The 24,872-nt window shown below is 67.4% G+C and carries 25 protein-coding genes; 21 read left to right on the top strand and 4 right to left on the bottom strand.

Translation table 11 applies throughout. The features are described from left to right. Positions 1-22: 22 nt before the first annotated feature. From QMO14_RS12680 to QMO14_RS12670, 3 genes are all read right to left on the bottom strand, one after another. Positions 23-403 (bottom strand): VOC family protein, encoded by a 381-nt coding sequence (locus tag QMO14_RS12680; protein WP_301507565.1) that lies wholly within the window; start codon positions 401-403, stop codon positions 23-25. A 67-nt stretch (positions 404-470) separates the two neighbouring features. After that, complete coding sequence (locus QMO14_RS12675; protein ID WP_301507564.1) at positions 471-1,211, bottom strand: AraC family transcriptional regulator; 741 nt, start codon at positions 1,209-1,211, stop codon at positions 471-473. Positions 1,212-1,234: 23 nt separating this feature from the next. Further along, positions 1,235-2,152, bottom strand: coding sequence for a LysR family transcriptional regulator (locus QMO14_RS12670; protein WP_301507563.1), 918 nt, complete (start codon positions 2,150-2,152; stop codon positions 1,235-1,237). A gap of 190 nt (positions 2,153-2,342) precedes the next feature. Between QMO14_RS12670 and QMO14_RS12665 the strand changes: the two genes are divergently transcribed. The 13 genes from QMO14_RS12665 (at position 2,343) to QMO14_RS12605 (ending at position 14,462) form a co-directional block, all read left to right on the top strand. Continuing rightward, entirely contained in the window at positions 2,343-2,996 is a 654-nt protein-coding gene (locus QMO14_RS12665) for a hydrolase (protein WP_301507562.1), read from the top strand. 161 nt (positions 2,997-3,157) lie between these two features. After that, positions 3,158-3,451, top strand: coding sequence for a DUF1427 family protein (locus QMO14_RS12660; protein ID WP_301507561.1), 294 nt, complete (start codon positions 3,158-3,160; stop codon positions 3,449-3,451). Between the two features lie 104 nt (positions 3,452-3,555). Continuing rightward, on the top strand, positions 3,556-5,451 hold the full coding sequence (locus tag QMO14_RS12655) for an amidohydrolase (RefSeq protein WP_301507560.1): 1,896 nt from the start codon (positions 3,556-3,558) through the stop codon (positions 5,449-5,451). 11 nt (positions 5,452-5,462) lie between these two features. Then, the gene (locus QMO14_RS12650; protein WP_301507559.1) at positions 5,463-5,861 is read left to right on the top strand and encodes a DoxX family protein; all 399 of its coding nucleotides are present in this window, start codon (positions 5,463-5,465) and stop codon (positions 5,859-5,861) included. After that, a complete protein-coding gene (locus QMO14_RS12645; protein WP_301507558.1) occupies positions 5,854-7,455 on the top strand; it encodes an MFS transporter in 1,602 nt (533 codons plus the stop codon). Before QMO14_RS12650 ends, QMO14_RS12645 begins: the two co-directional genes overlap by 8 nt. Before the next feature lie 58 nt (positions 7,456-7,513). Next, positions 7,514-8,335, top strand: a complete 822-nt coding sequence (locus QMO14_RS12640; protein WP_301507557.1) for an alpha/beta fold hydrolase — start codon at positions 7,514-7,516, stop codon at positions 8,333-8,335. 81 nt (positions 8,336-8,416) lie between these two features. Next, complete coding sequence (locus QMO14_RS12635) at positions 8,417-8,731, top strand: GNAT family N-acetyltransferase (protein ID WP_301507556.1); 315 nt, start codon at positions 8,417-8,419, stop codon at positions 8,729-8,731. A 56-nt stretch (positions 8,732-8,787) separates the two neighbouring features. Beyond that, positions 8,788-9,663 (top strand): diaminopimelate epimerase, encoded by an 876-nt coding sequence (gene dapF / locus QMO14_RS12630; protein WP_301507555.1) that lies wholly within the window; start codon positions 8,788-8,790, stop codon positions 9,661-9,663. Then, on the top strand, positions 9,660-10,364 hold the full coding sequence (locus QMO14_RS12625) for a DUF484 family protein (protein WP_301507554.1): 705 nt from the start codon (positions 9,660-9,662) through the stop codon (positions 10,362-10,364). The genes dapF and QMO14_RS12625 overlap by 4 nt, the downstream gene beginning before the upstream one ends. Next, positions 10,361-10,996 (top strand): YdcF family protein, encoded by a 636-nt coding sequence (locus QMO14_RS12620; protein WP_301507553.1) that lies wholly within the window; start codon positions 10,361-10,363, stop codon positions 10,994-10,996. Before QMO14_RS12625 ends, QMO14_RS12620 begins: the two co-directional genes overlap by 4 nt. A 119-nt stretch (positions 10,997-11,115) precedes the next feature. Beyond that, the gene (locus tag QMO14_RS12615) at positions 11,116-12,069 is read left to right on the top strand and encodes a tyrosine recombinase XerC (RefSeq protein ID WP_301507552.1); all 954 of its coding nucleotides are present in this window, start codon (positions 11,116-11,118) and stop codon (positions 12,067-12,069) included. Between the two features lie 13 nt (positions 12,070-12,082). Continuing rightward, positions 12,083-13,297 carry a class I SAM-dependent rRNA methyltransferase gene (locus QMO14_RS12610; protein WP_301507551.1) on the top strand — a complete coding sequence of 405 codons (1,215 nt, stop codon included), beginning with the start codon at positions 12,083-12,085 and terminating at the stop codon, positions 13,295-13,297. A 109-nt stretch (positions 13,298-13,406) separates the two neighbouring features. Continuing rightward, entirely contained in the window at positions 13,407-14,462 is a 1,056-nt protein-coding gene (locus tag QMO14_RS12605) for a GTP-binding protein (RefSeq protein WP_301507550.1), read from the top strand. Positions 14,463-14,600: 138 nt separating this feature from the next. On the opposite strand, the gene QMO14_RS12600 is transcribed toward QMO14_RS12605, so the two are convergent. Further along, the gene (locus QMO14_RS12600) at positions 14,601-16,097 is read right to left on the bottom strand and encodes a YdgA family protein (RefSeq protein ID WP_301507549.1); all 1,497 of its coding nucleotides are present in this window, start codon (positions 16,095-16,097) and stop codon (positions 14,601-14,603) included. Positions 16,098-16,624: 527 nt separating this feature from the next. Between QMO14_RS12600 and dksA the strand changes: the two genes are divergently transcribed. The 8 genes from dksA to QMO14_RS12560 all read left to right on the top strand — a co-directional run bounded on the left by dksA (position 16,625) and on the right by QMO14_RS12560 (position 24,870). Then, positions 16,625-17,464 (top strand): RNA polymerase-binding protein DksA, encoded by an 840-nt coding sequence (gene dksA / locus QMO14_RS12595; RefSeq protein ID WP_301507601.1) that lies wholly within the window; start codon positions 16,625-16,627, stop codon positions 17,462-17,464. Between the two features lie 49 nt (positions 17,465-17,513). Beyond that, a complete protein-coding gene (locus tag QMO14_RS12590; RefSeq protein WP_301507548.1) occupies positions 17,514-19,187 on the top strand; it encodes an STAS domain-containing protein in 1,674 nt (557 codons plus the stop codon). Positions 19,188-19,243: 56 nt separating this feature from the next. Next, positions 19,244-19,789, top strand: a complete 546-nt coding sequence (hslV, locus tag QMO14_RS12585; RefSeq protein WP_007832466.1) for an ATP-dependent protease subunit HslV — start codon at positions 19,244-19,246, stop codon at positions 19,787-19,789. Positions 19,790-19,791: 2 nt separating this feature from the next. After that, a complete protein-coding gene (gene hslU, locus QMO14_RS12580; RefSeq protein WP_301507547.1) occupies positions 19,792-21,114 on the top strand; it encodes an ATP-dependent protease ATPase subunit HslU in 1,323 nt (440 codons plus the stop codon). Between the two features lie 271 nt (positions 21,115-21,385). Further along, a complete protein-coding gene (gene mraZ, locus QMO14_RS12575) occupies positions 21,386-21,814 on the top strand; it encodes a division/cell wall cluster transcriptional repressor MraZ (protein WP_081270207.1) in 429 nt (142 codons plus the stop codon). A gap of 8 nt (positions 21,815-21,822) precedes the next feature. Beyond that, positions 21,823-22,746: a 16S rRNA (cytosine(1402)-N(4))-methyltransferase RsmH gene (rsmH, locus tag QMO14_RS12570; protein WP_301507546.1), complete on the top strand. Its 924-nt coding sequence runs from the start codon at positions 21,823-21,825 to the stop codon at positions 22,744-22,746. Between the two features lies 1 nt (position 22,747). After that, the gene (gene ftsL, locus QMO14_RS12565; protein ID WP_301507545.1) at positions 22,748-23,119 is read left to right on the top strand and encodes a cell division protein FtsL; all 372 of its coding nucleotides are present in this window, start codon (positions 22,748-22,750) and stop codon (positions 23,117-23,119) included. Next, the gene (locus QMO14_RS12560; protein WP_301507544.1) at positions 23,116-24,870 is read left to right on the top strand and encodes a penicillin-binding protein 2; all 1,755 of its coding nucleotides are present in this window, start codon (positions 23,116-23,118) and stop codon (positions 24,868-24,870) included. Before ftsL ends, QMO14_RS12560 begins: the two co-directional genes overlap by 4 nt. Positions 24,871-24,872: the final 2 nt, after the last annotated feature.

Below are 24,872 nucleotides of genomic sequence, written 5' to 3'. Positions count from 1 at the left end.
CTCCGGCCGAGTGCTTGCTCGGCTATTTCATGGAGCTGAGGCCAACCAGATTGCCCTCGGTGTCTTCGAACAGGCTGACCCAGCCGAACTCCCCAATGGAGAACTTGGGCCGCGCCACCTTGCCGCCCGCTGCGACGACGCGTGACTCTTCTGTCGCGCAATCGTCCACGCTGAAGTACACCAAAGTGCCGCCCACGCCTGGGCGGGCATGGCTGGATTTCACCAAGGCGCCGCCCGCGCCATAGATACCCATGTCCGTAGGGAAACTCATCATCCGGGTTTCGCCGGTCGGGTCGCCGATGGGCTCGAGTTTCTGGCGCAGCACGCCCTCGTAAAAGGTGACGGCCCGATCCATGTCATGGACGTAGATATCAAACCACCCGATTGCATTCGACTTTGCCATGAGGCACTCCTTTGTTGATGAAGAAGCGCTCAATTTAGGAGGCTGTCAGCTGCATGTATTGTGTAAGTCAGACATCGAACTTCCCCGCGTACTTGGCGGGGGTGTAGCCGGTGATCCGGCGGAATGAATGGATGTAGTGGGACTGGTCGGCGTACAGGTCCAGATAGTGCCGCTTGAACGATTGCTGGATGCGCAATACCTTGAGCAGGTCGTGTGGTGAAAAGCCCGTTGTTGTCTTCAATGTGCGCTGCAGCTGGCGCGGCGAGAGGCATGCAACTGTCGCCATGTCGGCCACCGTGCGAATGCTGTCGAGCTTCGCCAGGATCCTTTCTGTGACAGGGTTGCTTACGGCCATTCCTGCGTCGATGAACCACTGCACCAGCGCTGACATGACTTGCTGCTTGGCGGAAAAGTCGCAGGGAGCAATCTCCCTGCTCGTGGCAACCAGAGGCAGTTCCCCGAGGTAGGAAGTGCCGACAAACTGATCGGCAATTTCCTGCGGATTGCCTCGCCACACCCCTGGCAGCAGCTGTATGCCGACATAGTGAAACGATCTCCCGAGGTTGAGTACCTCGTGTCTCGTGCGCAGTGCGGTGACTCCGGCAATGTCGGTGTCGATCTGGTTGAACAGGATGTTCACACAGGCGTCGGGCATGGCGTGGAGGCAGAAGTCGTCCGCAAGGGGGCTTTCCGTCTTGAGCTCCCAGTAGCAATGCACCAGGCCGGAAAAATGCGCCGGAGGCTTAGCTTCCGTGTAACGGACCGCGCGCGCGGTCTTCTCTATGCCATCTTGAATTGGGTCGTACATGCGGCACCGGCGTTCGTTCCCGCTCACAACCCGACTGACGACCGCGGCAGCAGCGCCGGAATCAGCTTGCGATTCATCCGCTCGCGCCACCAGCGCAGCGCTTGCCCCTGCGCGCCGGTCTTCCACGCCAGCCAGAAGGCCTCGGGCGGGCGTGGCTCTTCTGTCGGCAGCTCGACCAGCGTGCCTCGCTTGAGCTCGTTCACGATGCAGGCGCGCGGCAGGAAGCCGTGGCCCAGGCCGGCCACCTGGCAGGCGATCTTCGCGGGCATCGAGGGCACGGTGATGCGCGGCTGTCCGGCCAGCAGGCCGACGGTGCGCTCCGAGAGCGTGCGTGCGCTGTCGCCGACCACGATGGCGTTGCACTCCAGCAGGTCGCCGCGCTGCAGCGGCCGGCCCAGCCGCGTGAGCGGGTGCGTGGGCGCCACGCAGAAGGCGAAGTCGAGGCTGCCCACGGTCACGGCCTGGTAGCCGCCGCCGGCCGGGCCGTCGCCCGCGGCGATGACGATGTCGGCGCGGCCCTCGCGCAGCGCCTCCCAGCTGCCGGTGAGCGCCTCGCAGCCGATGCGCAGCCGCGTGCCGCAGCGCAGGTCTTCGAAGGCGCAGATGTCGCCAATGAGGGCTTGGGTGGGAATGAGCGAGTCGTGCACCAAGCGGATTTCCGACTCGTAGCCGGTGGCGATCTGGCGCATGCGCGATTCGAGGTCGCTCGCGGCGCCGAGCAGCCAGCGGCCTTCCTTGAGCATTTCCTCTCCGGCGGCGGTGAGGCTCACGCGCGGGCCGTTGCGCTCGAAGAGCAGCATGCCGAGCTGCTCTTCCAGCTTGCCCACGGCGTAGGAGATGGTGGAGGGCACCTTGTTGAGATGCGAGGCGGCTGCGGCGAAGGAGCCGTGGCGCGCGATGGCGTCGACGATCTCGATGGCTTCCAGGCTGAGTTTGAGCATGCGGTGGCCTGCAAGAGGGTGGAGAAGGGGTGGAGGGGTAATGTTCGAAAAATTCGATCATTGGCGATGAAAAGTTTCGTCGATGACGACCATTGGGGCCTCGATGATTCGTTCCATGCCAAGGAGATTTCTCTCCGGAAGCGATTGTGAATCAGATCGAACATTCAACCAACCCGCAGGAGTTTTTCACATGTCCATCAAAGCCACCCCCACCGCCGGTTCCAAGCTGCTGACCCCCACCGATCACACGCTGGTGATGATCGACTTCCAGTCGCAGATGGCCTTCGCCACGCATTCGATCGACGCCGTGAACCTGCGCAACAACGCCGCGCTGGTGGCGCAGGCGGCGGCCGGCTTCGGCGTGTCGACCATCCTCACGACGGTGGCCGAGAAGAGTTTTTCGGGCCCGATGTTCAGCGAGATCACCGACGCCTTCCCGGGCCAGAAGATGCTGGACCGCACCTCGATGAACACCTGGGAAGACGCCGCCGTGATCGAGCGCGTGAACCAGATCGGCAAGCCGCGCATCGTGCTGGCGGGCCTGTGGACCAGCGTGTGCATCGTCGGCCCGGCGCTCTCGGCGCTCGACCAGGGCTTCGATGTGTACGTGATCGCCGACGCCTGCGGCGACGTGTCGACCGAGGCGCACAACCGCGCGATGGAGCGCATGGTGCAGGCCGGCGCGCAGCCGATGACCTCGCTGCAATACCTGCTGGAGCTGCAGCGCGACTGGGCCCGCGGCGAGACCTACGAGCTCACCACCGGCATCGCGAAGAAGGTGGGCGGCGCCTACGGCCTGGGCGTGACCTACGCCAAGACCATGTTCGGCGCCCACGAAGGCTGATCGAGGCACGAATAAACCTACTGCGCGCCCCGATCTCGCACCTGCGGTCCTCGCCGTACCTGGGTACGGCTGCGGTCCTCGGCGCGACCTCGGAGCGCTCGCTACGGTTTCTTCGCGCCTCGCGTCGCGCTTTCGATAACTTCGTCAAGGACAAGCTGACCATGAAGACCTACGTTGTTTCCCTCGCGCTCGGCCTGCTGGTCGGCGTGATCTACGCACTCTTCCAGGTGCGCTCGCCGGCGCCGCCGGTCATCGCCCTGGTGGGGCTTCTCGGGATCCTGCTCGGCGAGCAGATCCCGCCGCTCATCAAGAGCGTGATCAGGCCCGATGCGGTGGCCACCTCGTGGCTGCACCACCAGGTCAAGCCGCATGTGTTCGGCGAACTCCCGAAGTGTGCGCAGCCGACGGCGGTGAACAAGTCGGAGGCACCGTCCTCCGGCAGGCGCGACGCATGAACCCATCCGCAGATTCCAACCGCCGCCGTCTCCTTGGCTCTCTCGGAGCGCTCGGCGCCACCCTCGCAGCTCCCGGCCTTGCGGTCGCTTCCTTCTCCGACACCATGTCCACCAACACCGAAACCCCAGACCTGATCCTGCACAACGGCCGCTTCACCACGCTGGACCGCGCCAACCCGATGGCCGATGCAGTGGCCATCAAGGACGGCCGCTTCACCCGCGTCGGCCGCGCCGAAGAGGTGCTGCCGCTGGCCGGCGGCGCCACCCGCGTGATCGACCTGCAGGGCAAGCGCGTGCTGCCGGGGCTGATCGACAACCACCTGCACATCATCCGCGGCGGCCTGAACTACAACATGGAACTGCGCTGGGACGGCGTGCGCAGCCTGGCCGATGCCATGGGCATGCTGAAGCGCCAGGTGGCGGTCACGCCCGCGCCGCAGTGGGTGCGCGTGGTGGGCGGCTTCACCGAACACCAGTTCGCCGAGAAGCGCCTGCCGACCATCGAGGAACTGAACGCGGTGGCGCCGGACACGCCGGTCTTCATCCTGCACCTGTACGACCGCGCGCTGCTCAACGGCGCCGCGCTGCGCGCCGTGGGCTACACCAAGGACACGCCCGCGCCGCCCGGCGGCGAGATCGTGCGCGACAGCGCCGGCAACCCCACCGGCCTGCTGCTGGCCAAGCCGAACGCGGCCATCCTCTACGCCACGCTGGCCAAGGGCCCGAAGCTGCCCTTCGACTACCAGCTCAATTCCACGCGCCACTTCATGCGCGAGCTCAACCGCCTGGGCGTGACCGGCGCCATCGACGCGGGCGGCGGCAACCAGAACTACCCCGACGACTACGAAGTCGTCCGCAAGCTCGCCGACGACGGCCAGCTCACCATCCGCCTGGCCTACAACCTGTTCACGCAGAAGCCCAAGCAGGAGAAGGAAGACTTCCTGAACTGGACCGCCAACTCCAGGTACAAGCAGGGCGACGACTACTTCCGCCACAATGGCGCGGGCGAGATGCTGGTGTTCTCGGCCGCCGACTTCGAAGACTTCCGCCAGCCGCGCCCCGAGATGGCGCCCGAGATGGAAGGCGACCTCGAAGGCGTGGTCCGCATCCTGGCGCAGAACCGCTGGCCCTGGCGCATGCACGCCACCTACGACGAGACCATCAGCCGTTCGCTCGACGTGTTCGAAAAGGTCAACAAAGAGACGCCGCTGGCCGGCCTGAACTGGTTCTTCGACCATGCCGAAACCATCTCGGAAAAGTCGATGGACCGCATCGCCGCGCTGGGCGGCGGCGTGGCGGTGCAGCACCGCATGGCCTACCAGGGCGAGTATTTCGTGGAGCGCTACGGCGCCGCCGCGGCCGAGGCCACGCCGCCGGTCAAGCGCATGCTGGAGCGCGGCCTGAAGGTCTCGGCCGGCACCGACGCGACGCGGGTGGCCTCGTACAACCCGTGGGTGTCGCTGTCGTGGCTGGTCACGGGCAAGACGGTGGGTGGCCTGCAGATCACGCCGCAGCGCAACCTACTCGACCGCGAGCAGGCGCTGCGCATGTGGACCGAGAACGTCACCTGGTTCTCGAACGAGGAGGGCAAGAAGGGCCGCATCCAGGCCGGCCAGCTCGCCGACCTGGTGGTGCCCGACCGCGACTTCTTCGCCTGCCCCGAATCGGACATCGCAGACACGACCGCGCTGCTGACCATGGTGGGCGGCAAGGTGGTCTGGGGCGTCGGCGCCTTCGCCGCGCATGACGAGGGCGCGCCGCCGCCCGCCATGCCCGACTGGTCCCCCGCGCGCACCTTCGGCGGCTACGCCGGCTGGGCCGACAAGAAGGAGGGGGCGCCGCTGCAGAAGGTCATGCGCAATGCAGCCATGTCCTGCGGCTGCGCCAACAACTGCAACGTGCACGGCCACAGCCACGCCACGGCCTGGAGCAGCAAGCTGCCCGTTGGCGACCTGAAGAGCTTCTGGGGCGCTCTCGGCTGCGCCTGCTGGGCGGTCTGAGGAGGATGACGATGCGCTGGTCAACCGCACCCCTGCTGCGCTGGATCGCCTTGCTGCTGCTGTGCGCCGCCTACCTGCAAGGCGGCCTGAACAAGGCGATGGACTTCGACGCGGCCCTTGCCGAGATGAACCACTTCGGCCTTTCGCCCGCCGGCCCGCTGGCCGTGGCTGTCATCGTGCTGGAGCTGGGCGCCTCGGCGCTCATCCTCACCGGCCGCCTGCGCTGGCTCGGCGCGCTGGCGCTCGGCGGATTCACGCTGATGGCGACTTTCGTGGCGCTGCGCTTCTGGCAGATGCCAGTGGGGCAGGAGCGTTTCATGGCGGCAAACTCCTTCTTCGAGCATCTGGGCCTGGTCGGCGGTTTCCTGCTCGTCGCCTGGCACGACCTGAAGGAGCGTGCACATGTCTGAAACCTCGCAAGGCACGACCGCGCCCGCGGCGCAACCCGGCGCCTTCGCGCCGCTGCGCCAGCCGGTCTTCGCGGTGCTCTGGGCCGCCACCGTGCTTGGCAACATCGGCAGCTTCATGCGCGACGTGGCCAGCTCCTGGCTGGTGACCGACCTGTCGGCCAGCCCGACGGCGGTGGCGCTGATCCAGACGGCGGCCACGCTGCCGATCTTCCTGCTGGCGATTCCGGCGGGCGTGCTGTCGGACATTCTCGACCGGCGGCGCTTCCTGATCTTCGTGCAGCTGGTGCTCGCGGCGGTCAGCGGCGCGCTGCTGGTGCTCTCGCACACCGGCTCGCTCACGGTGGAGTACCTGATCGCGCTGACCTTCGTGGGCGGCATCGGCGCGGCGCTGATGGGGCCGACCTGGCAGTCGATCGTGCCCGAGCTGGTGCCTAGATCCGACCTGAAGGGCGCGGTGGCGCTGAATTCGCTGGGCATCAACATCGCGCGTTCCATCGGGCCGGCGGCGGGCGGGCTGATTCTTGCGAGCTTCGGCGCGGCGGCCACCTATGGCGTCGACGTGCTGAGCTACGTGTTCGTGATCGCGGCGCTGCTGTGGTGGAAGCGCCCGCCGGCGGAAGACACGGCGCTCACGGAGAACTTCCTCGGCGCCTTCCGTGCCGGCCTGCGCTACACCCGCGCCAGCAAGGAGCTGCACGTGGTGCTGCTGCGCGCGGCGGTGTTCTTCCTGTTCGCAAGCTCGGTATGGGCGCTGCTGCCGCTGGTGGCGCGGCAGATGCTCGGCGGCTCGGCCGGCTTCTACGGCGTGCTGCTCGGCGCGGTGGGCGCGGGCGCCATCGGCGGCGCGCTGGTGATGCCGAGGCTGCGCGCCCGGCTCGACGCCGACGGAATGATGCTGCTGGCCTCGCTGCTCACGGCTGCCGTGATGGGCAGCCTGGTCTTCGCCCCGCCGAAGTGGCTGGCGGTGGCGCTGCTGCTGGTGCTGGGCCTGGGCTGGATCGTGGCGCTGACCACGCTCAACGGCGTGGCGCAGTCGATCCTGCCGAACTGGGTGCGTGGACGCGGACTGGCCGTGTACCTGACGGTGTTCAACGGCGCGATGGCGGCCGGCAGCCTGGGCTGGGGCCTGGTGGCGCACCAGATTGGCGTGCCCATGACGCTGGTGGCCGGTGCCGTGGGGCTGGTGGTGGCTGGCCTGGTCTTCCACCGCGTGCGGCTTCCGGCCGGCGAGGCCGATCTGCAGGCATCGAACCACTGGCCGGAGCCCTTGCTGGCCGAGCCGGTGGCGCACGACCGCGGGCCGGTGATGATCCAGGTCGAGTACCGCATCCGCAAGGAAGACCGCCCCGCGTTCCTGGCCGTGATGAAGCGCCTGTCGCTGGAGCGCCGCCGCGACGGCGCCTATGCCTGGGGCGTGCACGAGCACACGGCCGACGCGCAGCGGGTGATGGAGTGGTTCCTCGTCGAGTCGTGGGCTGAGCATCTGCGCCAGCATCACCGCGTATCGCACGCCGACGCGGACCTGCAGAGCGAGGCGCTGCGCTTCCACATCGGGCCGGGCAAGCCCGAGGTGCATCACTTTCTTGCGATCTGAGTTCCGTTTTTTCCTTCTTCCCTTCATTCGTTCGTTTATTCACTTCACTGGAGAAATCATGACCACTCTCACACTGCGCGACGGCACCGAGCTCTACTACAAGGACTGGGGCTCGGGCCAGCCCATTCTCTTCAGCCACGGTTGGCCGCTCAGCGCCGACATGTGGGACGCCCAGATGCTGTTCTTCGCGGAACGCGGCTACCGCGTGATCGCGTTCGACCGCCGTGGCTTCGGCCGCTCGAGCCAGCCGTGGACGGGCTATGACTACGACACCTTCGCCGACGACATCGCGGAGCTGATCGAGAAGCTCGACCTGAAGGACGTGATCCTCGCTGGCTTCTCGATGGGCGGCGGCGACGTGACGCGCTACATCGCGCGCAAGGGCAGCTCGCGCGTGGCCAGGCTGGCGCTCATCAGCGCCGTGACGCCGCTGTTCATGAAGACGGCCGACCACCCCGTGGGCCCCGACGCCTCGCTGTTCGCAGGCATCCGTGCCGGACTGGCCGCTGACCGCCCGCAGTTCCTCGACGACTTCAGCACGCTCTTCTACGGCACCAACCGCCCCGGCGCCAAGGTGTCGCAGGGCGTCTTCAAGCAGACGCTGCAGATCGCGCTGCAGGCCTCGATCAAGGCCACCATCGACTGCGTGACCGCGTTCTCGGAAACCGACTTCCGCCCCGACATGGCGAAGATCGACGTGCCCACGCTCGTGATCCACGGCGACGACGACCAGGTCGTGCCCTTCGAGGCCACCGGCAAGCTTGCGGCCGAGATGATCAAGGGCAGCCAGCTCAAGGTCTACGCGGGTGCGCCGCATGCCACCTGCACCACGCACGCTGACCAGGTGAACGCCGATCTGCTGGCGTTCATCCGGGCCTGATCGGTCGTCGGACGCCTGTGGCGTCCGTGGCGTCCGCCGCGCATGCGCGGACGCCTCCTTCTCCATTTCGAGACCATCTTCATGACCACGCCTCTTCCCCCCGTCGTTCAAGACAATCCATCGAAGCACCGATTCGAATTCGCATCGCAGGGCGAACGTGCGGTCGCGATCTACTCCCTTGCGGGCGATGTCATCACTTTCGTCCACACCCTGGTGCCCGAGGCGCTGCAGGGTCAGGGCGTCGCCAGGCAACTGGTGCTCGCGGGCCTGGCGTCCGCGCGCGAGCGTGGCCTGCGCGTCATTCCGCAGTGCCCCGTGTTCGCCGCCTACATGCGCAAGCACCCCGAGACGCACGACCTGCTGGCCGACGAAGGCCGCAAGCTGCTCGGTCTTTGAGGCAGGGCATGAGCCCTCCGGTCGCCAGGGGCGATGCCCGTGGCGATAATCCCCGGATGCGAATCCGCTTTACCAAGATGCAGGGAGCCGGCAACGATTTCGTCGTGCTGGACGAAACGCGCGGCACGCTGGGCCTCAGCGCCGCTCAATACCGCTTCCTGGCCGACCGCCATTTCGGCGTCGGCGCCGACCAGATCCTCTCCGTGCGGCCCTCGCCGGGCGAAGGCATCGATTTCCAGTACGTCATCCACAACTCCGACGGCGGCGAGGTGGAGCAGTGCGGCAACGGCGCGCGCTGCTTCATGCGCTTCGTCAGCGAACACCACCTGACCGAGAAGAGGCAGGTGCGCGTCCAGACCCTCTCCGGCGTCATCGAACCCCGCATGGGCGCCGACGGCCGCGTCACGGTCGACATGGGCGCTCCCATCTTCGAACCCGCCCGCGTGCCCTTCGACCCCGCGGGGCTCGACCCTCTGCCCGAGGGCGCGTGGCACAAGTGGCACCTGGCCCTGGGCACCCAGGCCGGCAGCGCTATCGTTTCGGTAGCTGTGCTCTCGATGGGCAACCCGCACGCGGTGCAGGTGGTCGACGACGTCGACACCGCTCCGGTGGCCGAACAGGGCCCGCAGATCGAGCACCACCCGCGCTTTCCGCAGCGGGTGAATGCGGGGTTCATGCAGGTGCTCGACCGTTCCAGCATCAGGCTGCGGGTGTTCGAGCGCGGCGCCGGCGAAACGCTGGCCTGCGGCACCGGCGCCTGCGCGGCGGTGGTGGCGGGCGTCCGCCTCGGGCTGCTGGAGCGCCGCGTGGACGTGCAGACGCACGGCGGCGTTCTCACGATCGAGTGGCAGGGGGAGGGCCAGCCGGTGCTGATGACCGGGCCGGCCGTCACGGTCTTCGAGGGAGACATCGAGGTGCCGGAGCTGCCATGACCAACTTCACGAGCAACAACAACGACGCCAACGCCATGAACCCGATCACCGAAGACGACATCGCCAACTACCTGGCGAACACGCCCGACTTCTTCGAGCGCCATGCCCAGCTGCTGGCGCAGGTGCAGCTCACCAGCCCGCACGGCAACCGCGCCGTGAGCCTGCAGGAGCGGCAGGCCGAGATGCTGCGCGAGAAGATCAAGGCGCTGGAGCATCGCCTGATGGACATGATGCGCCACGGCACCGAGAACGTCGTGATCGCCGACCGCCTGCAGCGCTGGACCACGGGCCTGCTGACCACGCGCGACCCGCGCAGCCTGCCGTACCGCATCGCGGTCGACCTGCAGTCGCTCTTCCTGGTGCCGCAGACGGCCATCAAGGTGTGGGACTGCGGCAGCGAATACCTCAACGAGGCCTACGCCCAGTGGGTGAGCGACGACGTGAAGGCGCTGGCCACCTCGCTGACCTCGCCGTACTGCGGGCTCAATTCGGGCTTCGAAGCAGCCAGCTGGCTGCCCGAGCCGCACGCCGCGATGTCGCTCGCGCTGATTCCGCTGCGCCCCGGCCCGGAGTCGCCGGCCTTCGGCCTGCTGGTGCTGGCCTCGCCCGACGCGCAGCGCTTCAATGCCGAGATGGGCACAGACTTCCTGGAGCGCATCGCCGAGCTGGCCTCGGGCGCGCTTTCGCGGCTGCGTCCTTGAAACGTCCGCGCTGGCTGAGGCGGCCCTGGCAGGTCGTGCTGGCCTTCGGGCTGGTGGCTGTGGCGCTGGTGTATGCGGCCATCGGGGCGTTCATCTGGCGGCATTCCGAATATTTGCTCGCGAATCCGCCGCGGCAGCAGGCCGATGCGGCGCTGGTGCTCGGCAGCCGCGCATACCTCGACGGCAAGCCGCACCCGTGCCTGACCGGGCGGGTCGATACGGCCCTGGCGCTGGCGAAGGCCGGGCTGGTCAGGCAACTGGCCTTTTCGGGCGGCGTGGATCAGGAGGACAGCCGCATCGAGGCCATCACGATGGGGGAACACGCGATCGCCTCGGGCTTCTCGGGTCCGATGCTGCTGGAGCCCGCATCGACATCCACGCGGCTGAACCTGTCGCTGTCGCGCCCGCTGCTGCTGGCGGCCGGTGTGCGCAGGGTGGTCATCGTGTCGGAGCCTTTCCACCTGTGGCGCGTCGAGCGGCTGGTGAAGATGAGCGGCTTCGACCGGAGCTTCGAGGTGCAGTACGCGGCGGCGCCCACCTCGTGCTGGCAGGCGCTCGGACCGTTCTCCAAGGGCGCATTGCGCGAGCCGGCAGCCATCATCAACAATGCCGGCCATGGCTACCTGTTCTAGTGCGCCCCCAGGCTTCGCGCACGTCGTGTCGCTTCGCCAATCCCCTCGCCGGGGGCAATACCCGCGGCCCGGCAAAGCCGGTTCCGCGGTATTCCCGAGCCATACCCTGCGCTGAGCAAATGGACTGGATCGAGAAATACCTGGAGCACGTGCGCGTCGAGCGCCAGCTCGCGGCGCGCACGGTCGAACTCTATGCCTTCCACCTGCAGTCCCTGCGCGAGCACGCCGCCGAGGCGAAGCTGCCGCTGGACCGGGTGCAGACCGCCCACATCCGCCGCTGGATGGCGCAGCTGCACAGCGCCGGGCGCGAGCCGCGCGGCATCGCGCTGGTGCTGTCGTGCTGGCGCAGCTTCTACCGCTGGCTGGGGCACGAAGGGCTGGTCGGCTTCAACCCGGTGCAGGACGTGCACGCGCCCAAGGCCAGCCGGCCGCTGCCCAAGGCGCTGGGCGTGGACGACGCGGTGCGGCTCGCCGAACTGTACGACCCCGAGGCCGACCCGTGGACCGAGGCGCGCGACGGCGCCATCGTCGAAGTGCTCTACGGCTGCGGCCTGCGCGTGAGCGAGCTGACCGGCCTCGATGCGCAGGCCAGCGGCACGGCGCGCGGCTGGGTCGACCTGGACGCCATGGAGGCCAGCGTGCTCGGCAAGGGCAGCAAGCGGCGCATCGTGCCCATGGGCAGCAAGGCGGCCGAGGCGCTGCGCGACTGGCTCGCGGTGCGCGGCGACTGCCCCGGGCTGACGACGGCCCGGCTGCGCGACCCGCAGGCGGCGGCCGCGCTCTTCATCAGCGCCAAGGGCATGCGGATGTCGTCGCAGGCGGTGTGGAAGCTGCTGCGCGAGCGCAGCCTCAAGGCCGGCCTCGCGGCGCCGGTGCATCCGCACATGCTGCGCCACTCCTTCGCGAGCCACGTGCTGCAGTCCAGCAGCGACCTGCGCGCGGTGCAGGAGCTGCTGGGCCACGCCAACATCGCGACCACGCAGGTCTACACGCGGCTGGATTTCCAGCACCTGGCCAAGGTGTACGACGCGGCGCATCCGCGCGCCAAGGCCCGCGAAGACAAAGACAAGTGAGCAACAAGAAACAATGAAAACCCTTCGCCTCAAACCCGGCAAGGAGCGCTCGCTGCAGCGCCGCCATCCCTGGGTGTTCGAATCCGCCATCGCGCGCGGCGGCGCCGATTCCGGCGAGACGGTGCGCGTCGAGTCGCACGACGGCGCCTTCCTCGCGTGGGCTGCGTTCAGCCCGACTTCCAAGATCCGCGCGCGGGCCTGGAGCTTCGTCGAGACGCAGCGCATCGATGCAGCTTTCCTTGCCTCGCTGTGCGCCCGTGCCGTGAATGCGCGGGGCCTGTTCGATCTGCAGAGCGACGGCGTGCGGCTGATCCATGGCGAGGCCGACGGCCTGCCGGGGCTGATCGTCGACCGCTATGGGGACACGCTGGTGGCGCAGTTCCTCTCGGCCGGCGTGGAGCGCTGGAAGGGCGCGCTGGCCGATGCGCTGCTCAAGGCCACGGGCCTCACGAAGCTTTACGAGCGCTCCGACGCCAGCGGCCGCGAGCGCGAGGGGCTGAAGCCGGTCACGGGCTGGCTGCGCGGCGAAGGGCCGACCGAGATCGTCATCCGCGAGCACGGCTGGAAGCTGTCGCTGGACATCGCCACCGGCCACAAGACCGGCTTCTACCTCGACCAGCGCGACAGCCGCCAGCGTTTTGCCGAACTGGCGCAGCACCGGCGCTTCAGGCGCGTGCTGAACTGCTTCTGCTACACGGGCGGATTCACGGTGGCGGCGCTGGCGGGGCTCAAGGCCGCGGGCGCGCTCGAGGGCGCGCAGCTGGTGTCGGTCGATTCCTCGCTGCCGGCGCTGGAGCGGGCGCGCGGGCACCTGGCGCTCAATGGCTTCGAGGGGCAGGGCATCGAGACCGAGTTCCTCGACGCCAACGTCAACACCGTGCTGCGCGAGTTCATCGACCAGGGCCGCACCTTCGACGCCATCGTGCTCGACCCGCCCAAGTTCGCGCCCACGGTGGCGCATGCCGAGCGCGCCGCGCGGGCCTACAAGGACGTCAACCGCCTTGCGCTGAAGATCCTGGAGCCGGGCGGGGTGCTGCTGACCTTCTCGTGCTCGGGCGGCATCAGCGCAGACCTGTTCCACAAGATCGTGGCCTCGGCGGGGCTCGACGCGGGCGTGGACGGCTACATCGCCGAGCGGCTTGGCGCGGCGCCGGACCATCCGATGACCATCGAGTTCCCGGAAGGCGAGTACCTGAAAGGGCTGGTGGTGGTCAGGAAGCCCGCCTGAAGCGGGCTTGACCCTGCCGCCAACGCAACTCAGTGGCATTGGCTAAACTGCCGGGCCGCGCCGTCCACGGCCCCCATTTCCCGTTTTCCGCTTCCGGAGCACTTTCCCCATGGCCCTCATTCCCGCGACCATCCTCACCGGCTTTCTCGGCTCGGGCAAGACCACGCTGCTCAAACGCATCCTGACCGAGGCCCACGGCCAGAAGATCGCGGTCATCGAGAACGAGTTCGGCGAGGAGAACATCGACAGCGACATCCTCGTGACCGAGTCGAAGGAGCAGATCGTGCAGATGAGCAACGGCTGCGTCTGCTGCACCATCCGCGAAGACCTGCGCGAGGCGCTGCAGCTGCTGGCCTCCAAGAAGCGCCAGGGCCTGCTCGATTTCGACCGCGTGGTGATCGAGACCACCGGCCTGGCCGACCCCGGCCCCGTGGCCCAGACCTTCTTCATGGACGACGAGATCGCCGAGAGCTACCTGCTCGATTCGATCCTCACGCTGGTGGACGCCAAGCACGCGCCGCAGCAGCTCAACGACCGCCAGGAAGCGCGCCGCCAGGTGGGCTTCGCCGACCAGATCTTCATCAGCAAGAGCGAACTGGTGTCGGCCGAGGAAACCGAGGCGCTCATTCACCGCCTGAAGCACATGAACCCGCGCGCGCCGCAGCAGAAGGCGCATTTCGGCGACGTGCCGCTGAAGGACATCTTCGACCTGCGCGGCTTCAACCTGAACGCCAAGCTCGACATCGACCCCGACTTCCTCAAGGAAGACGACCACGATCATCACGACCATGACCACGCGCATGGCGAGCACTGCGACCATCCCTCGCACAAGCACGAGGGCGGCCATGGCCACCATCACCACACGGACGACGACGTCAAGAGCTTCGTCTACAAGGCCGACCGCGCCTTCGACCCGGCCAAGCTGGAAGACTTCCTGGGCGCGATCGTCAACATCTACGGCCCGCGCATGCTGCGCTACAAGGGCGTGCTGAACATGAAGGGCACCGAGCGCAAGGTGATCTTCCAGGGCGTGCACCAGCTGATGGGCAGCGACCTGGGCCCGGAATGGGGCAAGGACGAGGCGCGCCAGAGCCGCATGGTGTTCATCGGCATCGAGCTGCCGCGCGAAATTCTGGAGCAGGGCCTGGAGCAGTGCCTGGTCTGAGGCCCTGACTTGCTCCTTCCCCCGCTGGGGGAAGGTTGGGATGGGGGCAGGCCTTCGATCTGACGCTGCGATTTCTTCGGCGGCCGTCGTGCCCCCACCCCGGCCCTCCCCCAGCGGGGGAGGGAGAAACACCGCGGCTTACTTGCCCGCGCTGCCCATGCCACCCAGCGGCTTGCCGTTGACCTTCAGGCTGCCGTCGCTGAACTCGGCCTGGGCGGTGACGTCGTCGCCGTCGCGCTTCACGAAGCCGCTTTCCTCGCCCTGTTCGACCAGGCCGGCCACCATTTCGGGCGGGGGCGTCTGGCCGCTCTCGGCGCCGGTCTCGGCCAGCTTCTCGAGCCACTTCATGGGTAGCCGCGCGTGGGCCTTGAGCACGCCGCGCTTCATCATCAGCGCCGTGCCCGGCAACTGCAGGTCTTCGTCGGTCACGCCGGCCATGCCGACCGAGTAGCCGAGTTCGGCGCGCTTGCCGTCGATTTCGACCACCAGCTTGTCGATGCCGGCCTCGGGGGCGTACTTGGCCATGGCCTTGAGATCGGGCGCGAGCTGTTCGGCCAGCGCCTGCATGGCGGCCTGGGAGGCCTTGCTGCCGCCCTTGCCGCAGCCGCTGGCGGCGCTGGACTGCATCCAGGCGTCGGCCAGCTTCCTGTAGCCGGCGCCGTGAATGCGGCGCGCGCCGCTGGTCAGCTCGAACCTGTCGATCCTGGTCTCGCCGATCTTGCCGGTGCCCTTGAGGGTGCCGGTGGAGGCGTAGAGGCCGTCCTTGATGCTCGCCTCGCCCACCAGGTCGATGCCCTGCAGCACGACGGTGGGCAGCGCCTTGGGCGGCGCGGCGCCGTCCTCGGCGGGCTTCTTGCGCACGGCGAATTCGAGGCTGTCGAGCTTGCCCTCGGTCTTGCCGGTGGCCAGGAACAAGCCGGCGCTGCTGTCCATGTCGGCCTTGGCGGTGAGCTTGCCCATCTTCATGGTCGCGCCGCTCTTCGTGTCGCTGAAGTCGAGGCCGGGCATGCTCAGGTCGTAGCGGGCCTGGGTGCGTGCGGCGTTGACTTCCATGCGGACCTTCATGCCCTGCCAGTCGAGGCGGCCCTTGCCTTCCTCGGCCAGCCTGGCGGGCGCGACCGTCAGATCGGTGGTGAAGGCGCCGTCGAAGCCAACCTTGGTGCGCGCCGACAGGGGCTTGGCCTCGCCGAACAGCTTCTTGGCCTCGGCCTGCGCCTTGTCGTCGAGCACCAGTTCGCTGTCGATGGTGGCGGCCGCCAGGGTGCCGCCGGCCAGCGGGCCGTGGTGGATGGTGTCGCGGATGGTCAGGCGAAGCTGCTTCGGGGGCTTGATGGCGGAGCCGTCGTCTTCCTCGGCCTGTTCTTCTTCATCTCCCGTCCGGTCGGCGGCGGGCTGCTGCGCGCTTGCCGCGGCATCGGCCGCGCAGCCGATCTCCAGCGTGACGGTGCTGACGGCGCCCAGGAAGCCGCGCTCGTACTTGCGCTCGGTCACGCGCACCAGCGCGGTCTGCTTCGGCAATTCGTCCAGCGCGGCGTCGTAGCGCGACTTGATCTGCGACCCGGCCCACCAGGTGCTGCCGCCGTAGGCGACGGCGATGGCCGCGGCCAGGACTCCCAAAACTGCTTTCTTGTTCAAGGCTTGTTGCTTTCTTGTGTCTGTCTTGCGATTGATCGGAATGATCGGATAGGCCCCCGGCGCCATATGGGCAAAAGCCGGGGCCGCGCGCCGCCCCCTCCGGCGGCGCCGCGCGATGCTAACGGAGTCGGACAGCACGCCGGAACATGTCCCGCGCCTTCGAGTTCTCTATACAATCGCGCGCCTGTTTCGCAAGCCACGTCCTGCTCCCGAGGACAAGATGTGACTTCCGGCACGGGGCGCCGTACGTTTCTGGCAGGCTTTCGGGGGTATAACCCCGGGGTTCGCCACTTGGCGGGCACCCCGACAACGGGAGCCTGTGCGGCCTGGAGGCTGCAAAGGGCTCCGATGGGAGGAGACACCCAGTGAAAGCGCGTTCCAGTTCGTCCAAGGAGCCAGTCACCGTGAAGAAACCCGCCGCCAAGGCCACGCCAGCAACCAAGCCCGCCGCGAAAAAGGCGCCGGCTGCGAAGCAGGCTGTACCCGTGGCCAGGAAGGTTTCCGGCTCCGTGACCAACGAGAAAGGCGTGCCGTCCAAAAAGCCCGCAGCACCACCGGTCAAGGCCGCGACCGCTGCGACCAAGAAGTCCGCCAAGCCTGCAACCGCCGCGACGAAGACCGCGGGCGTGGGCTCATCGTCATCCAAACCCGTCGGCCGTCCTGCGGCTGTTTCCTCTGTCCCCTCGATCCCCATGAAAAAAACGGCTGCCGCCTCCACTTCCGCCCCGGCGACACCCTCGATGCCCGCTCAAACCGCCACGCCCGCTCCCGCCGCGCGTGGTGGCCGCGTGTCCCGGCTGTCGCAACTGACCGTCCCCTCGATGCCGCAGTCGGTGGCATCGACGGCCGCCAAGTCCACCTTCTCGCAGAGCCATTCCAACGCGCTGGTGCCTCCGCCGCCCCTCGCCATCAAGAAAGACCCGAAACTGGCCAACAACTGGAAGACCAAGTCGCCCGCCGAACTGAGCGATGCCGAAGTCATCGCCATGCCGGACGACGAGTACATGAACGAAAAGCAGATGGCGTTCTTCCGCCTGAAGCTCGAAGAACTCAAGCGCGGCATCCTCGAGAACGCCGGCGAGACCACCGAGCACCTGCGTGAAGACACGGTGGTCGTGCCCGACCCGGCCGACCGCGCCACCATCGAGGAAGAACACGCCCTCGAGCTGCGCACCCGCGACCGCGAGCGCAAGCTGCTCAAGAAGATCGAGCAGTCGATCCAGCGCATCGACGCCGGCGACTACGGCTACTGCGACGAGACCGGCGAGCCCATCGGCGTCGGCCGCCTGCTGGCCCGCCCGACGGCCACGCTGTCGCTCGAGGCGCAGCAGCGCCGCGAACTCAAGCAGAAGATGTTCGGGGATTGAAACGGGACCAAGGTAGATAAAAGCCAGTCTCTTCGATAGCCTTCGCCGAATGCCAAAGGAAGAATCGGGGCGCCTTTTCTCGAAGGTGGCCAAGTTTGTCCGCAATCCCCTGAAGGATTGGTCGGAGCTGGACGCGCCTTCCTCCTCCGGTTCGGACTCCTCGCTCCCCGCGCAGACCTACAGCCGGGAGATGCTCAAGGAGATGATCGAGCGGCGCCAGCGCAACGATTTCGTGCGTCGGCGAGAGTTCGACATGCTGCGCAAGCTGCGCCAGCGCGAGGCCGCGGCGCATGCCTTCGAGGCGACGGTCACGCCGTCTTCTTTCAACGTCAACAGCTCCTCCGGGAAATCGGAGGGCCGCGCGCTCACGCTCAAGAAGATCGACGAGATCGAGCAGCAGATGTCGCAGCAGTGGTGGAAGGGGCGCGGCCCGAACGGCGAAACGCTGGTCAACCCGCCGCCCGATGCCGGCGCGGAGACCCTGCCCCCGGTGGACACCGACGAGCTGCTTTCAGAGCCTGCGCCGCCCTCCCTGGCGGTCGAGGTGGCCCAGGGCGGCGACGAGGCTGCTGCCGCTCCGGCCGTGGCAGCCGTGCCGCTGCTCTCGTCGCGCCTTGCGCACGACGGCGCGCTCGAGGAAGCCGTGATCCGCTTCGCCCACGGCGACGACATCGGCGCCGAGGCCATCCTGCTGCAGGCGCTGGCTTCCCCACCCGACAGCGTGTCGCCCGTCGAAAGCGCGTCCGACGCGGCCTCCGAGCGCGACGACAGCCGCTGGCGGGCGCTTTTCGACCTGTACCGTGCCACTGGCGATGCCGCCAAGTTCGCCGCCGCCCGCATGCGCTATGCGCAGCGCATGCGGCGCATGGGCCCTGACTGGGTCTCGCTGGAGGAGCTTGCGCGCAGCGTCAAGGCCGTCACCGCCAGCGAGGAGGCTGCCGGCATCGCCGAAGGTGGTGCTTCCGCCGACTGGGTCTGCCCCGCACGCCTGGCGCGCGACGGCCTCATGGACCTCACCCGCGCGCTGTCGAAGGCAGGCTCGGTGTGGACGCTCGACTGGCGCGGCCTGCATGCCATCGAGCCCGAGGCTGCCGCGCCGCTGCGCGTGCTCTTCACGCACTGGGCCGATTCGCCGGTGCAACTGCGCTTCATGGGCTCGGCGCAACTGCTGGCCGTGCTGTCCGAGGCAGCGCCCAACAACGAGCGGGGCACCGACGACATCTGGTGGCAGCTGCACCTGGCGGCGCTGCGCATGATGCACCTGCCCGACGACTTCGAGCTGGTGGCGCTCAACTACTGCATCACCTATGAGGTGTCGCCGCCCGCCTGGGCAGACCCGAAGGGCGAGTGCACCACGCTGGCCGCGCCGCCCGCGAGCCGTCCCAGCTCGGTGTGGTCTCTGCTGTCCGTCGGTGGCGATTCCGAGAGCTTTCCTTCCACCGACAGCGGTTTTGCCGCGCTGGCGGGCGACCTGCGGGGCGAGTCGCTGTCGAACTGGCAGCGGCTGGACAACCACCTGCGCCACACCACGGCGCCTGTCATCTCGTGCGCGGCGCTGTTGCGCATGGACCTCGCTGCCGCGGGCACGCTGCTGAGCTGGGTGCGCGCGCGCGATGCCAATGGCGAGCGCGTGCAGTTCGTTGATGCGCACCGGCTCATCGCGGCCCTGTTCAACCTGGTAGGCATTGCCGATCACGCCACGGTGGCTGTTAGGAAAAACTGAAATTCGCACCGCCTTGCGGCGGTTGCATTGCCGGCGCGCATCCCCAGATGGCTGCGATGGAACAGTTTCACGGCACCACCATCGTGAGCGTGCGCCGCAAGACCCCCCAGGGCGATCAGGTCGCCATCGGCGGGGACGGGCAGGTCACTCTCGGCAACATCGTCATCAAGGGCACGGCGCGCAAGGTGCGCCGCCTCTATCACGGCAAGGTGCTCGCAGGCTTTGCCGGCGCCACGGCCGACGCCTTCACGCTCTTCGAGCGCTTCGAAGCCAAGCTCGAGAAGCACCAGGGGCACCTGACCCGCGCCGCGGTCGAGCTCACCAAGGACTGGCGCACCGACCGCGTGCTGCGCAAGCTCGAAGCGATGCTCGCCGTGGCCGACGCCACCACCTCCCTCATCATCACAGGCAACGGCGACGTGCTGGAACCCGAAGACGGCGTGATCGCCATCGGCTCGGGCGGTGCTTATGCCCAGTCGGCGGCCAAGGCGCTGATCGAGAACACCGAGCTTTCGGCCGAGCAGATCGTGCGCAAATCGCTGGCGATCGCCGGAGAAATCTGCATTTACACGAACATGAACCACACGGTGGAAGCGCTCTGACCATGTCCATGACCCCCCAGGAGATCGTCTCCGAGCTCGACAACCACATCGTCGGCCAGCCGGCGGCCAAGCGCGCCGTGGCCATCGCTCTGCGCAACCGCTGGCGCCGCCAGCAGGTCGACGACAAGCTGCGCCACGAGATCACGCCGAAGAACATCCTCATGATCGGTCCCACGGGCGTGGGCAAGACCGAGATCGCCCGCCGCCTCGCGCGCCTGGCCGACGCCCCCTTCATCAAGGTCGAGGCCACCAAGTTCACCGAAGTGGGCTACGTGGGCAAGGACGTCGATTCGATCATCCGCGACCTCGCCGAGATAGCCGTCAAGCAGACCCGCGAGGCGGAGAGCGTGAAGGTGCGCGCGCGAGCCGAGGACGCGGCCGAGGAGCGCATCCTCGACGTGCTGCTGCCTCCCGCGCGCGGTGCCGACGGTGCTGCCGCCGACTCCGGCAACGCCACCCGCCAGGCCTTCCGCAAGAAGCTGCGCGAGCACCAGCTCGACGACAAGGAAATCGAACTCGACCTCGCCGAGACCCGCGCGCCTCTCGAGATCATGGGCCCGGCCGGCATGGAGGAAATGACCGAGCAGCTGCGCGGCATGTTCGGCCAGCTCGGCGGCGGCAAGCGCAAGATGCGCAAGCTCAAGATCGCCGAAGCGTTGCGCCTCTTGACCGACGAGGAAGCCGCCAAGCTGGTCAACGAGGACGAGATCCGCACACAGGCCATCGCCAATGCCGAGCAGAACGGCATCGTCTTCATCGACGAGATCGACAAGGTTGCCACCCGCAGCGAGTCCCAGGGCTCCGACGTGTCGCGCCAGGGCGTGCAGCGTGACCTGCTGCCGCTCGTGGAGGGCACCGCCGTCAGCACCAAGTACGGAGTGGTTCGCACCGACCACATGCTGTTCATTGCGAGCGGCGCCTTCCACCTGAGCAAGCCCAGCGACCTCATTCCCGAGCTGCAGGGGCGCTTTCCGATCCGCGTGGAGCTGCAGTCGCTCTCGGTGGCGGACTTCGAGAGCATCCTCACACAGACGCGCGCGTCGCTGGTGAAGCAGTACCAGGCGCTGCTGGCGACGGAAGGCGTGACGCTCGAATTCACCCCCGAGGGCGTGAACCGGCTGGCAGCCATCGCCTTCGAGGTGAATGAGCGTACCGAGAACATCGGCGCGCGCCGTTTGTCTACCGTGATGGAACGGCTGCTGGATGAGGTAAGCTTCGACGCGACCCGCCTCGAAGGGCAATCGATCCGCATCGATGCCGCCTATGTCGACCAGCGCCTCGCGGCACTAAGTCACGACGAAGACCTTTCGCGCTTCATCCTCTGAAGCCGCTTCTCCTTCCGCTGTAACGCGGGAATCCTTCACGCATCACTTTCACTGCGTGAGCTAAGTACTTCATTTTCAACGAAATTCGCCGATTCCAAGGATTTGGAATCGGCGCTAAGTCGTTGATTCCATTACAAAAAATAGCCCAAACGGCCAGTTGCTTCCGAAGTGTTTCCTGCTACAGTGCAAAAAAGTGCAGTTAAGTGGGAAAAAGTGCGGGTAGTGCCCCTTTCGGGTGCCGCAGCACTCCCAACACAGGGGTTTCGTGGTCGTGTTTCAAGGCGCTTCATCGCTCAGTCTGGATGCCAAGGGGCGGCTCTCCGTGCCGACCCGGCATCGTGACGTCCTGAGCGCGACGGCAGGCGGCCAGCTCACGATCACCAAGCATCCGCACGGATGCCTGATGGTGTTCCCCCGTCCCGAATGGGAAAAATTCCGCGAGCGCATCGCCGCGCTGCCGATGTCGGCGCAGTGGTGGAAGCGCGTCTTCCTGGGCAACGCCATGGACGTCGAGATGGATGGCACCGGCCGCATCCTCGTGTCGCCCGAATTGCGCGCGGCCACCGGCATCACGCGCGAGACGCTGCTGCTGGGCATGGGCAACCACTTCGAGCTCTGGGACAAGGCCACCTACGAGGCCAAGGAGGCCGAGGCCACCCAGGGCGAGATGCCGGACGTATTCCAGGACTTCGCGTTCTGAGGGGCACCGTGAACACGCCCTGGACCCACACGACCGTCTTGCTCGGCGAGGCGGTGGAAGCTCTTCTATCCGGCAGCACTGCGGCTACCGGCACCTACGTGGACGCCACCTTCGGACGGGGAGGGCACGCGCGGGCGATCCTCGCGCGGCTGGCGCCGGAAGGCAGGCTCATCGCATTCGACAAGGATGCGGAAGCAGTGGCCGAAGCAGCGCGCATCCCGGATGCGCGTTTTTCCATCCGCCATCAGGGATTCCGCTCGATCGGCGAACTGCCCGACGCGAGCGTCGCCGGCCTGCTCATGGACCTGGGCGTGAGTTCGCCGCAGATCGACAACCCGGTGCGCGGTTTCAGTTTTCGTTTCGACGGCCCGCTCGACATGCGCATGGACACCACGCGCGGCGAGAGCGTGGCCGAGTGGCTGGCAACGGCCGAACTCCAGCAGATTGCAGAGGTGATCCGTGACTATGGCGAAGAACGGTTTGCTGTTCAGATTGCAAAGGCGATTGTTGCTCGCCGACAAGAACGGGGCCCAATTTCAACCACCACCGAACTGGCCGAGCTCGTGGCTGGCACGGTCAAAACCCGCGAGCCGGGCCAGAACCCTGCAACGCGCACATTTCAGGCTTTTCGGATTTTCATCAACGCCGAGCTTGAAGAGCTGCAACAGGCGCTAGAAGCCAGCCTTTCCGTGCTGCAGCCCGGCGGGCGGCTCGCGGTGATCAGCTTCCATTCGCTGGAAGACCGCATCGTCAAGCAGTTCATTGCCAAGCACTCGAAGGAGGTCTACGACCGCCGCGCGCCCTTCGCCGCGCCGAAGGCCATGAAGCTGCGCGCGCTGGAGCGCATCAAGCCCTCGGAAGCCGAGGTGAGCGGCAATCCGCGATCGCGAAGTGCCATTCTTCGCGTGGCAGAACGTACCGGGGCCGACTGACATGGCCCGCGTAAATCTGCTCCTCCTGCTGGCCGTCATCGCGACGGCTTTGTACCTTGTGCACACCCAGTACCTGTCGCGCCAGCTCTACACCGAGCTCGACCGCGCGCAGCAGGACGCCCGCCGCCTCGAGACCGAGCGCGACCGCCTGCAGGTCGAGAAGCGCGCGCAAGCCACGCCGCTGCGCGTGGAGAAGCTCGCCAAGGAGCAGCTGCAGATGCGCACCACCTCGCCGGCGATCACGCAGTACGTGCGTCCCGATGGCTCGGTGATCCCCGCCGTTGCACCAGTGGCGCCCATGCCTGCCGTCACGACCAAGCCGGCAGCAAAGCCGGCGGCCAAGCCGGCCACGGCAGCGAGGGCCGCGCGATGAGCCGAGGCAACCGCAGCGTGCGCTACACCACCAGCCCCTTGCTCGCGAGCAAGACGCCGGTGTGGCGCAGCAAGCTCATCGTCGCGGGCATCGCCTTCGGCTTCCTGGTGCTGGCCGGCCGCGCGGCCTACGTGCAGGTCATCGGCAACAGCTTCTTCCAGCGGCAGGGCGAGGTGCGCTTCGCGCGCACGCTGGAACTGCCGGCCAACCGAGGCCGCATCCTCGACCGCAACGGGCTCATCCTGGCGTCCAGCGTGGTGGCGCCCAGCATCTGGGCCATTCCGGAAGACATCGAGCGCGACGACCCCGAAGTGCGCGCCAAGCTCAAGCAGGTGGCCAAGCTGCTGGAGATGCCGCAGAAGGACTTCGACAAGAAGCTGGAAGACGAGGACAAGACCTTCGTCTGGATCAAGCGCCAGGTCGACGAGCCCATCGCCAAGCAGATCGCGGCCATGAACCTCAAGGGCATCTACCAGCGCAAGGAATACAAGCGCCAGTACCCCGAGGGCGAGGCAGCCGCGCACGTGGTGGGCTTCACCAACGTGGAAGACAACGGCCAGGAAGGCATCGAGCTGGCCTTCAACAAGGACCTGGCCGGCAAGGCCGGTTCGCGCCGCGTCATCAAGGACCGCCTGGGCCGCGTGGTCGAGGGCGTGGGCGAGACCGTGCCGCCGCTGGACGGCAAGGACATCCAGCTCAGCGTCGACAGCAAGGTGCAGTTCTTCGCCTACCAGAAGCTGCGCGACGCAGTGACCGCGCGCAAGGCCAAGGCCGGCAGCGTGGTGGTGCTCGATTCCGTCACCGGCGAGGTGCTGGCGCTGGCCAACTACCCGAGCTACGTGCCTGACAAGCGCCAGAATCTCAGCGGCGAGCAACTGCGCAACCGAGCGCTCACCGACACCTTCGAGCCCGGCTCGACCATGAAGCCGATCACCGTGGCCATGGCGCTGGAAGCCGGCCGCGTGAAGCCATCGACGCTGATCGAGACCGGCCCCGGCCGCTACCAGATCGGCGGCTTCACCATCAGCGACACGCACAACTACGGCACGCTGACGGTCGAGGGCGTGATCCAGAAGTCGAGCAACGTCGGCGCGCTCAAGATCGCCCAGAAGATGACCCCGCACGAGATGTGGGACACCTACACCGCGCTCGGCTACGGCCAGAAGCCGCAGATCCAGTTCCCCGGCGCCGTCACGGGCCGGCTGCGCCCCTGGAAGACCTGGAAGCCGGTCGAGCAGGCCACCATGGCCTACGGCTACGGCCTGTCGGCTTCGCTGTTCCAGATGGCGCATTCGTACACCGCGTTCGCGCACGACGGCTCGCTGATTCCGGTGACCATCCTGAAGAACTCCGAGCCGCCGGTCGGCGTGCGCGTGTTCTCGCCCTCCAACGCGCTGGCGGTGCGCAGGATGCTGCAGATGGCCGCCGGCCCCGGCGGCACCGGCACGCGCGCGCAGACGGTGGGCTATTCGGTCGGCGGCAAGTCGGGCACGGCCCACAAGCAGGTCGGCAAGGGCTACGCCAGCAACAAGTACCGCGCCTGGTTCACCGGCATGGCACCTATCGAGAAGCCGCGCATCATCGTCGCGGTGATGATCGACGAGCCCAGCGACGGGCAGTATTTCGGCGGCCTGGCGGCCGCTCCCGTGTTCAGCGAGGTCGTGCAGCAGACGCTGCGCATGATGAACGTACCGCCCGATCTGGCGGTCAAACCGCTTGTGATGACGCAGGGCGTCGACGAGAGCTTCTGAAC

The organism is Variovorax sp. CAN15, assembly GCF_030462475.1.
GTDB lineage: Bacteria > Pseudomonadota > Gammaproteobacteria > Burkholderiales > Burkholderiaceae_C > Variovorax.
Note: the sequence above shows the minus strand (reverse complement) of the source record. Positions and strands in the feature narration are given on the sequence as shown.

Bases quoted from the DNA above. Each gene is read 5' to 3' on its own strand.
- QMO14_RS12680 (WP_301507565.1), bottom strand. From the start codon at position 403: ATGGCAAAGTCGAATGCAATCGGGTGGTTTGATATCTACGTCCATGAC.
- QMO14_RS12675 (WP_301507564.1), bottom strand. From the start codon at position 1,211: ATGTACGACCCAATTCAAGATGGCATAGAGAAGACCGCGCGCGCGGTC.
- QMO14_RS12670 (WP_301507563.1), bottom strand. From the start codon at position 2,152: ATGCTCAAACTCAGCCTGGAAGCCATCGAGATCGTCGACGCCATCGCG.
- QMO14_RS12665 (WP_301507562.1), top strand. From the start codon at position 2,343: ATGTCCATCAAAGCCACCCCCACCGCCGGTTCCAAGCTGCTGACCCCC.
- QMO14_RS12660 (WP_301507561.1), top strand. From the start codon at position 3,158: ATGAAGACCTACGTTGTTTCCCTCGCGCTCGGCCTGCTGGTCGGCGTG.
- QMO14_RS12655 (WP_301507560.1), top strand. From the start codon at position 3,556: ATGTCCACCAACACCGAAACCCCAGACCTGATCCTGCACAACGGCCGC.
- QMO14_RS12650 (WP_301507559.1), top strand. From the start codon at position 5,463: ATGCGCTGGTCAACCGCACCCCTGCTGCGCTGGATCGCCTTGCTGCTG.
- QMO14_RS12645 (WP_301507558.1), top strand. From the start codon at position 5,854: ATGTCTGAAACCTCGCAAGGCACGACCGCGCCCGCGGCGCAACCCGGC.
- QMO14_RS12640 (WP_301507557.1), top strand. From the start codon at position 7,514: ATGACCACTCTCACACTGCGCGACGGCACCGAGCTCTACTACAAGGAC.
- QMO14_RS12635 (WP_301507556.1), top strand. From the start codon at position 8,417: ATGACCACGCCTCTTCCCCCCGTCGTTCAAGACAATCCATCGAAGCAC.
- dapF (WP_301507555.1), top strand. From the start codon at position 8,788: ATGCGAATCCGCTTTACCAAGATGCAGGGAGCCGGCAACGATTTCGTC.
- QMO14_RS12625 (WP_301507554.1), top strand. From the start codon at position 9,660: ATGACCAACTTCACGAGCAACAACAACGACGCCAACGCCATGAACCCG.
- QMO14_RS12615 (WP_301507552.1), top strand. From the start codon at position 11,116: ATGGACTGGATCGAGAAATACCTGGAGCACGTGCGCGTCGAGCGCCAG.
- QMO14_RS12610 (WP_301507551.1), top strand. From the start codon at position 12,083: ATGAAAACCCTTCGCCTCAAACCCGGCAAGGAGCGCTCGCTGCAGCGC.
- QMO14_RS12605 (WP_301507550.1), top strand. From the start codon at position 13,407: ATGGCCCTCATTCCCGCGACCATCCTCACCGGCTTTCTCGGCTCGGGC.
- QMO14_RS12590 (WP_301507548.1), top strand. From the start codon at position 17,514: ATGCCAAAGGAAGAATCGGGGCGCCTTTTCTCGAAGGTGGCCAAGTTT.
- hslV (WP_007832466.1), top strand. From the start codon at position 19,244: ATGGAACAGTTTCACGGCACCACCATCGTGAGCGTGCGCCGCAAGACC.
- hslU (WP_301507547.1), top strand. From the start codon at position 19,792: ATGTCCATGACCCCCCAGGAGATCGTCTCCGAGCTCGACAACCACATC.
- ftsL (WP_301507545.1), top strand. From the start codon at position 22,748: ATGGCCCGCGTAAATCTGCTCCTCCTGCTGGCCGTCATCGCGACGGCT.
- QMO14_RS12560 (WP_301507544.1), top strand. From the start codon at position 23,116: ATGAGCCGAGGCAACCGCAGCGTGCGCTACACCACCAGCCCCTTGCTC.